A 235-nucleotide genomic window follows, 5' to 3' on the forward strand; every position below is an offset into this window, starting at 1 on the left:
CGCCCCCGCCGCGGCGGGCATCGCCGCCGGGCGGACCGCCGAATTGACCGTCGCGCTCACCGATCCGCACGACCGCGACGATCCCCCCGCGTGCGCCGCCCGCGTGGCGGCGCGCGGTGGGGCAGTGCTCGTCGTGGCGGCCGGTGGCGTGCAGGGGCTGGTCGGGCCACTGCTGGCCGGCGGCGGTGCGCTGGCCCGCGCGCCCTGCATCGAATGCGTGCGCTACTGGATTCGC

At 79.1% G+C, this 235-nt stretch carries 1 pseudogene; it reads left to right on the plus strand.

Annotation, left to right across the window (positions count from 1 at the left end):
- Positions 1–235 (plus strand): annotated as a pseudogene (locus tag KVT39_RS37455) (bacteriocin biosynthesis cyclodehydratase); the annotation flags it as partial.

It is taken from the genome of Burkholderia sp. GbtcB21, assembly GCF_019091065.1.
GTDB classification, from domain to species: domain Bacteria; phylum Pseudomonadota; class Gammaproteobacteria; order Burkholderiales; family Burkholderiaceae; genus Burkholderia; species Burkholderia pyrrocinia_C.